Source organism: Acinetobacter sp. (assembly GCF_050285345.1).
Lineage (GTDB): Bacteria > Pseudomonadota > Gammaproteobacteria > Pseudomonadales > Moraxellaceae > Acinetobacter.
In genome coordinates this window covers 1-6,709 of the sequence record NZ_JBLZXR010000081.1, presented here as the reverse complement: position 1 = coordinate 6,709, position 6,709 = coordinate 1, and the positions used below count along the sequence as shown (strand labels likewise).

Here is a 6,709-nt window from a genome sequence, read left to right as displayed (position 1 = left end):
GGGGTTACCCATGTGAGAGTAAGTCATCGCCAGCTCATTATTCAAATCCCCCTGACTCAAAGCGAGCAGGGGGATTTCTTTTATGCTTAAAAAAAGAAAATAAAGAATGAGCTGCTTTTAAGGACTCTTTACTTTTATCTAAAAATGTTGTGAGTAGAACTTTTTCTCATAAAATTTAGAAAAATGATGTCAAAGTGTCTTCAATGCCGATCATTTTTATAAATAAGGGAGAGAGGTATTGCTCTATTGGTTATCGACTTAGGGTGAATGATCGTTCAGCCTATTTTCTAGATCTACGACTTAGATCGTAGGCCAGCATACATATTGATAAAATATGGCGTTTTAATCTGACAATTTTCGCTTCAAATAATCTATCGTCTGATTGTGATATAATTCAATCTAACTCTATGATTCATAATAATTATAAAAACTAGACTCTCAGTTCATCTATTTTTTATGTATAAACATTTCTATTTTATCGTCAATATTCTGACATTTTACTCCCAATCATCTGAGCTATATCTATAAGGTATCGATCTATACCTTTGTGATTTTGGACAATCTATAAGCAAAAAGGCATTGTACTTAAAAATAGATCTCACAATTGGAGGTGAGTTTCAATGTCAATAAACACAATGAATGTGAATAGTATCGTTGACCATGCAAAGTTTAAGACTTTCCATGTCAACATTATTTTGTGGTGCCTGTTTATCGTCTTATTTGATGGCTATGATTTGGCGATTAACGGCGTGGTCTTGCCTTTACTCATGCAAGACTGGGGCTTAACGGCGGTTCAAGCGGGAATGCTTGCGAGTACAGCACTTGCAGGCATGATGTTTGGTGCGATGAGTTTTGGTATGTTGGCTGACAAAATTGGTCGCAAAAAAGTAATTTTAATTTGTGTTTCGTTATTTAGTCTTTTTACTTTTTTAGGTGGTTTTGCATCGAATCCGACTGAATTTGCAGTGCTTCGTTTTATTGCCGGATTAGGGATTGGTGGGGTATTGCCTAATTTGGTTGCTTTAACTTCAGAATATGCACCACAGCGTTTACGCAGTACTTTAGTGACCACCATGTTTAGTGGTTATGCGGTTGGCGGCATTATGGCGGCATTATGTGGGAAATGGTTTACGCCGGACTTTGGCTGGCAGATCATGTTTTATATTGCAGGGATTCCTCTTCTTTTTGTCCCTCTATTCTGGAAGTTTTTACCTGAATCACTGACGTTTTTAGTGAAGGCAAATCAGCAAGATCAGGCGCGTCATTTCTTACAAAAAATTGATCCAGCAGTACACGTTTCAGCAAATACGCAATTGGTTTTATCATCGAATGATCAAACGCAAAGTAGCTCAGTCCAAGCCTTATTTACGGAAAAACGTGCAGTAGGGACATTATTATTTTGGGTCGCTTTCTTTATGTGCCTCTTAATGCTCTACGCATTAGGCAGCTGGTTACCAAAATTAATGATGGCAGCCGGTTATTCTTTAGGGAGTAGCTTAATGTTCTTGATGGCACTAAATATTGGTGCGGTCATTGGCACCATTAGTGGGGGAGTGCTCGCAGATCGCTTTAATTTTAAACCAGTTTTAATTGGCATGTTGATTGTGGGCGTATTATCTCTGGTCGGTTTGGGCTTTAATTCTCCACAACCTGTGATTTATTTACTGGTGAGCTTGGCTGGCGCATCATCAATCGGTTGCAGTATTTTGCTGTATAGTTATGTGGCGCAGTATTATCCGGTTGCAGTTCGTTCAACGGGTATTGGCTGGGCTTCTGCAATTGGTCGTACCGGTGCAATTGTTGGTCCAATCTTAATTGGTTATTTGCTAGGTTTAGAACTTCCGCATAAATGGAATTTTATTGCAGTGGCAATTCCAGGCATTATTGGCGCAATTGCAATATTCTTTATCCGACAGGCTCGTGTTGAGGTTCAAGTACCTGCTGAATCGGATCTGGATAAAAAGAATTTAGCAACTCAACGCTCTTATAGCTAAGCCATTTTTTCTACACAGTATTCAAAAGCCCATCATAAGATGGGCTTTTAGTTTTGACTAACTGCCTAAATTTGAAGAAATATTGATTAATACTTATCAATCAGATGTAAAAAAGCCCCAACATCCTGTTAGGGCTTTTTTATATTCATTGCAAGGCGAACTCCTGTCGTACCTTTTTTTTGTATTTTTCAGCATCCTGCTGTGATGGTTTTTCTTGTTTTTTGAGGAGACTTCCTGTCTCGCTATGGATTTAATCATAGGCAGAGATAGCAAAGCTGTGTAGTCTCAAAAATCGTCAAGTCGTGTAAGAAATTGCTTACACGGCCGATAAAACATGTCGCATGCTATTGATTCATCCATGACTAAAGCATTTGCTTGTATGGTATCCATAAAAATAGATGTCATTGATTCAACATTAATAAAATTTGTTACGTAAATATAGTGAACTGTCGATCAACTCAGCGCATCATAGGAAAGAATAAAGAAATCTTGATGACCATAGCGGTTCAGTTGACCAATGTAGGGAAAATTCAAATGTCAGATTCAGCTTTAGATGTACTGGAATATCCATTATTTGTGGCAGGAAAAGCGGCAAAGACAGAACAATGGCTCGAAGTAAATCATAAGTATACGCAGCAAGTATATGCACGGGTGGCATTGGCCGATGCTAAAACTATTGAAAAAGCCATCGATGCGGCGGTGAAATCTACTGCTGCTATGGCTGCATTGCAACCCTTCCAGAAGCAAAAAATCTTATTGCATTGTGTGAAACGCTTTGATGAAATGCGGGCTGAATTGACCGATATTTTAATTGCAGAAGGTGGCAAACCACGTAAAGCCGCAGCGGCTGAAGTCGAACGTCTAATTAATACTTTTCAGATTGCAGCCGATGCCATGACCCAGTTGGATGATGGTCGGATGATTCCTTTGGCCGTGACACCCGCAGCGGCAGGCTTTCAAGGTATGGTCAAACATGTGCCGATAGGTCCTGTCTCGCTGATCAGCCCATTTAACTTCCCGATTAATTTAACCGCACATAAAATTGCACCAGCGATCGCCGCAGGTTGTCCTTTTGTGTTGAAGCCAGCCAGTTTAACTCCAATTTCCGCGCTTAAAATTGCGGCAGTGTTGGCGGAAACGGATTTACCGCAAGGTGCATTTTCTGTCTTACCTTGCCCACGTGAACATGCCGATGTTTTGGTGACAGATGATCGATTTAAGCTGCTGAGTTTTACTGGTTCGGATGTGGTCGGTTGGGATATGAAAGCGCGGGCCGGCCGCAAAAAAGTTACTCTTGAACTGGGGGGTAATGCGGCAGTTTTGCTGGAACCAGATACAGAAATTAGTGATGCGTTGATTGAGCGTTTAGTCGGTGGCGGCTATAACCACGCAGGGCAGGTGTGTATTAGCGTGCAACGTATTTTGGTACATGCCGATATTTATGCCGAAGTGAAGAAAAAGTTGGTGGCGAGAGTAAAAAAAGTCACTGCAGCAGACCCAGAATTAGACACCACACTGGTTGGGCCAATGATTAAAGAAACTGAGGCTAGCCGTGTCAATAAATGGGTAGATAAGGCTATTAAAAAAGGGGCGAAGGCCTTGGTACGTGGTGAACTAAATGGCGTGTTACTGGATCCAATCCTGCTTGAAAATGTCGATGAATCGCTTGAAGTATATAAAGATGAAGTTTTTGGACCTGTGGTGATTTTGGAAAAATACAAAAACTTTGAGAAAGGTATCGCCAAGATCAATAGCAGTCGCTTTGGTTTACAGGCTGGAGTCTATACACAGAATCTGCATAAGATGATGTACGCATGGAACCATTTGGATGTGGGCGGGGTGATTATCAATGATATTCCTTCTTTCCGCGTTGATAATATGCCTTATGGTGGGGTGAAAGATTCTGGTTTGGGCCGTGAAGGGATTCAATCCGCCATTCGTGATATGCAAGAAGAGCGCATGCTGGCGATTAAATTAGCATAATCGAGTTTGATCGGGCATCAATCAGGATGGTTTGATTGATGCCTTCATTTTGAGTGTAATTTTGACTAAAAAAGCAATGAAGTGAATAAGAACAGATGAAGCAGATTTTTTTATTTTTGAGCTTAATCGCTATACATGTCTCGGCTTGGGCATTGAATGCCAATCAGCTGGTGGTGGATGCACGTGGACAAATCGGCAAGACCTTGCATTATGATCCTGCGTATACTCGGTTGGCTTACCCAATGGGAGATGTACCGATTGTAAAAGGTGTATGCACCGATGTAGTAATTCGAGCATTACGCTTGCAGGGGATTGATCTGCAAAAAACTATTCATGAAGATATGAAAGCTCACTTTAAATTCTATCCCCAAAAATGGGGGCTTAAAGGGCCAGACAAAAATATTGATCACCGCCGTGTGCCGAATATACAAACATGGATGAAACGCCAAGGCTATCAAGTTTTGGATCAGCAATATTTAGCGGGAGATATTGTCACTTGGGACTTAGGCCGTGGGCTTGTTCATATTGGTATTGTTTCAGACCGTCAATCTAGACTGAAAAAGACACCGCTGATTATTCATAATATTGGTGCAGGAACACAGGAAGAGAACATTTTGTATGCTTATAAAATTACAGGGCATTATCGAGTGAAATAATCTAGTGTTTTCACTCCAAATATATTATTCCTAAAAGTTATAGTATTAATAACCGTATTGTATAAAAATTAAGCTGATTAAATGAACGTTTGATCGCAAACAGATTACAAAAACAGAATATTTGATTCAGAAATTACAGAAAATATTTAAAAAAGTGAGTATTGTTAAATCCATATAAAGGAAAAATATTTAATTCAGTTTTTAAGCAAAATTAATCATTTATTTTTCTGTTTGCCATCTGGCATTGAAGCTCACAAGGCATCTCACCAGATCAAACACCCAGAATTTTATTTTTATGGTTCTTTTTTGCTCGCGATATAACCATAACAAGCAGCAGTAAAAGATGCCTGAGGTTTAGGTGTTCTATGTCAGATAATCGTGAAAGCTGGTCGGCACGATCAGGATTTATTATTGCAGCTATAGGTTCAGCTGTGGGGCTCGGAAACATTTGGCGTTTCCCCTATGTAGCCTATGAAAATGGTGGTGGGGCATTTTTAGTGCCGTATTTAATCGCCATTTTTGCTGCCGGTTTACCTCTACTCTATTTAGATTATGCCGTGGGTCACAAGTTTCGTAAGGCACCGCCTACCGCCTATAAGAAACTTATGAATTCTGAAGCCTTGGGGTGGTGGCAAGTGATGGTGACTTTGGTCATCGGGATTTATTATGCCAGCGTTTTGTCATGGGCAGGCAGCTACATGTTCTACTCGATTGGTCAACAATGGGGCACAGATACACAAGGCTTCTTTTTTTCCACCTATTTACAAAATGGTGAAGGCTTAGCACTCGGTTTTGTCCCCACTTTATTTTTTGGGCTAGCGATTGTTTGGGCTGTGGTGATGTTCATTTTATATGGTGGCGTACGCCGTGGTGTTGAACTGGCCAATAAAATCTTTATGCCCTTGTTGGTAGTATTGTTTACCATTTTAGTGATTCAAGCATTACGTTTACCCGGTGCAACAGCAGGTTTGAATGCCTTCTTTACCCCAAACTGGGAAGCGATGGCCAACTATAAAGTGTGGTTAGCAGCCTTTGGACATATTTTCTTCTCACTTTCAGTGGGCTTCGGGATTATGTTGACCTATGCTTCTTATTTGAAGAAAAAAACCAATTTAACCGGTTCTGGCTTGGTGGTGGCATTGGCCAACTCATCTTTTGAAATCTTAGCCGGGATTGGAGTTTTTGCTGCACTTGGCTTTATGGCTTATAGCTCGGGCTCTTCAGTACAAGACGTGGTTTCAGGTGGGATTGGTTTGGCCTTTATTGCTTTCCCTAAAATTATTTCCAGTATGGGAACGGGTGGCGATCTCTTTGGTTTCTTATTCTTTGCATCATTAACCGTTGCTGGGATCACCTCAATGGTGAGTATCCTTCAAGTGCCAATTGCCGCTTTCCAAGATAAATTGGGCTGGTCGCGCAAGAAGGCAGTGACACTGATTGCAGGCAGTTCAGCAGTTATTTCGACCCTTATTTTCTCAACTCATAGCGCGATTACCTTTGTCGATATCATTGATTACTTTGCCAATAATATTGGTATTGTCGGTGGTGGTTTATTATCGATTATTTTGGTGTCTTGGTTCCGTCGTCCACTGATGCAACAATTGCAAGAGCACGTAAATCAATACTCAAGCTTGAAATTAGGCAAGGGCTGGAATTTTCTACTGACGGTGGTTACGCCTTTATCTTTATCGATTGCTTTGGGTCTAACGATCAAATCGATTATTGTTGAAGGTTATGGTGATTACGCTACGCAAATTTTATGGATTGTGGGCGGAAGTACAGTTGGATTGTTTATTTTGGGTGCAATCGTGTTTAGTTGTCTAAAAGACAGCAACACTGGGGAGGAAAACTAAGATGAATACTTCCGCAATGATTATGATGGCGATTTCGATTATTCTGCTCTGGGGAGGCTTGGTTTTAGCCATGTTACATTTGGCAAAACACCCGGATGAGGAAGAAGATTAATCATCAACAATGAAATAAAAAAGGAACCATCTTTGGCACTGCTGTCCCACAATTTTCATAAGAAGAGCCTCAATTGAGGTTCTTCTTGTTTTCGCCATTTTTTATCGGGCA

5 protein-coding genes are annotated in these 6,709 nt (G+C 40.6%); all 5 read left to right on the top strand.

The window, feature by feature from the left end:
- Positions 1-620: 620 nt before the first annotated feature.
- A complete protein-coding gene (locus ACN6OV_RS07260; RefSeq protein WP_427951344.1) occupies positions 621-1,994 on the top strand; it encodes an MFS transporter in 1,374 nt (457 codons plus the stop codon).
- A 534-nt stretch (positions 1,995-2,528) separates the two neighbouring features.
- Positions 2,529-3,977 carry an aldehyde dehydrogenase family protein gene (locus tag ACN6OV_RS07255; RefSeq protein WP_427951347.1) on the top strand — a complete coding sequence of 483 codons (1,449 nt, stop codon included), beginning with the start codon at positions 2,529-2,531 and terminating at the stop codon, positions 3,975-3,977.
- A gap of 95 nt (positions 3,978-4,072) precedes the next feature.
- Entirely contained in the window at positions 4,073-4,633 is a 561-nt protein-coding gene (locus ACN6OV_RS07250) for a DUF1287 domain-containing protein (RefSeq protein ID WP_427951341.1), read from the top strand.
- A 365-nt stretch (positions 4,634-4,998) separates the two neighbouring features.
- Positions 4,999-6,486 carry a sodium-dependent transporter gene (locus tag ACN6OV_RS07245; RefSeq protein WP_427951338.1) on the top strand — a complete coding sequence of 496 codons (1,488 nt, stop codon included), beginning with the start codon at positions 4,999-5,001 and terminating at the stop codon, positions 6,484-6,486.
- 1 nt (position 6,487) lies between these two features.
- Positions 6,488-6,598, top strand: a complete 111-nt coding sequence (locus ACN6OV_RS07240) for a methionine/alanine import family NSS transporter small subunit (RefSeq protein WP_427951335.1) — start codon at positions 6,488-6,490, stop codon at positions 6,596-6,598.
- Positions 6,599-6,709: the final 111 nt, after the last annotated feature.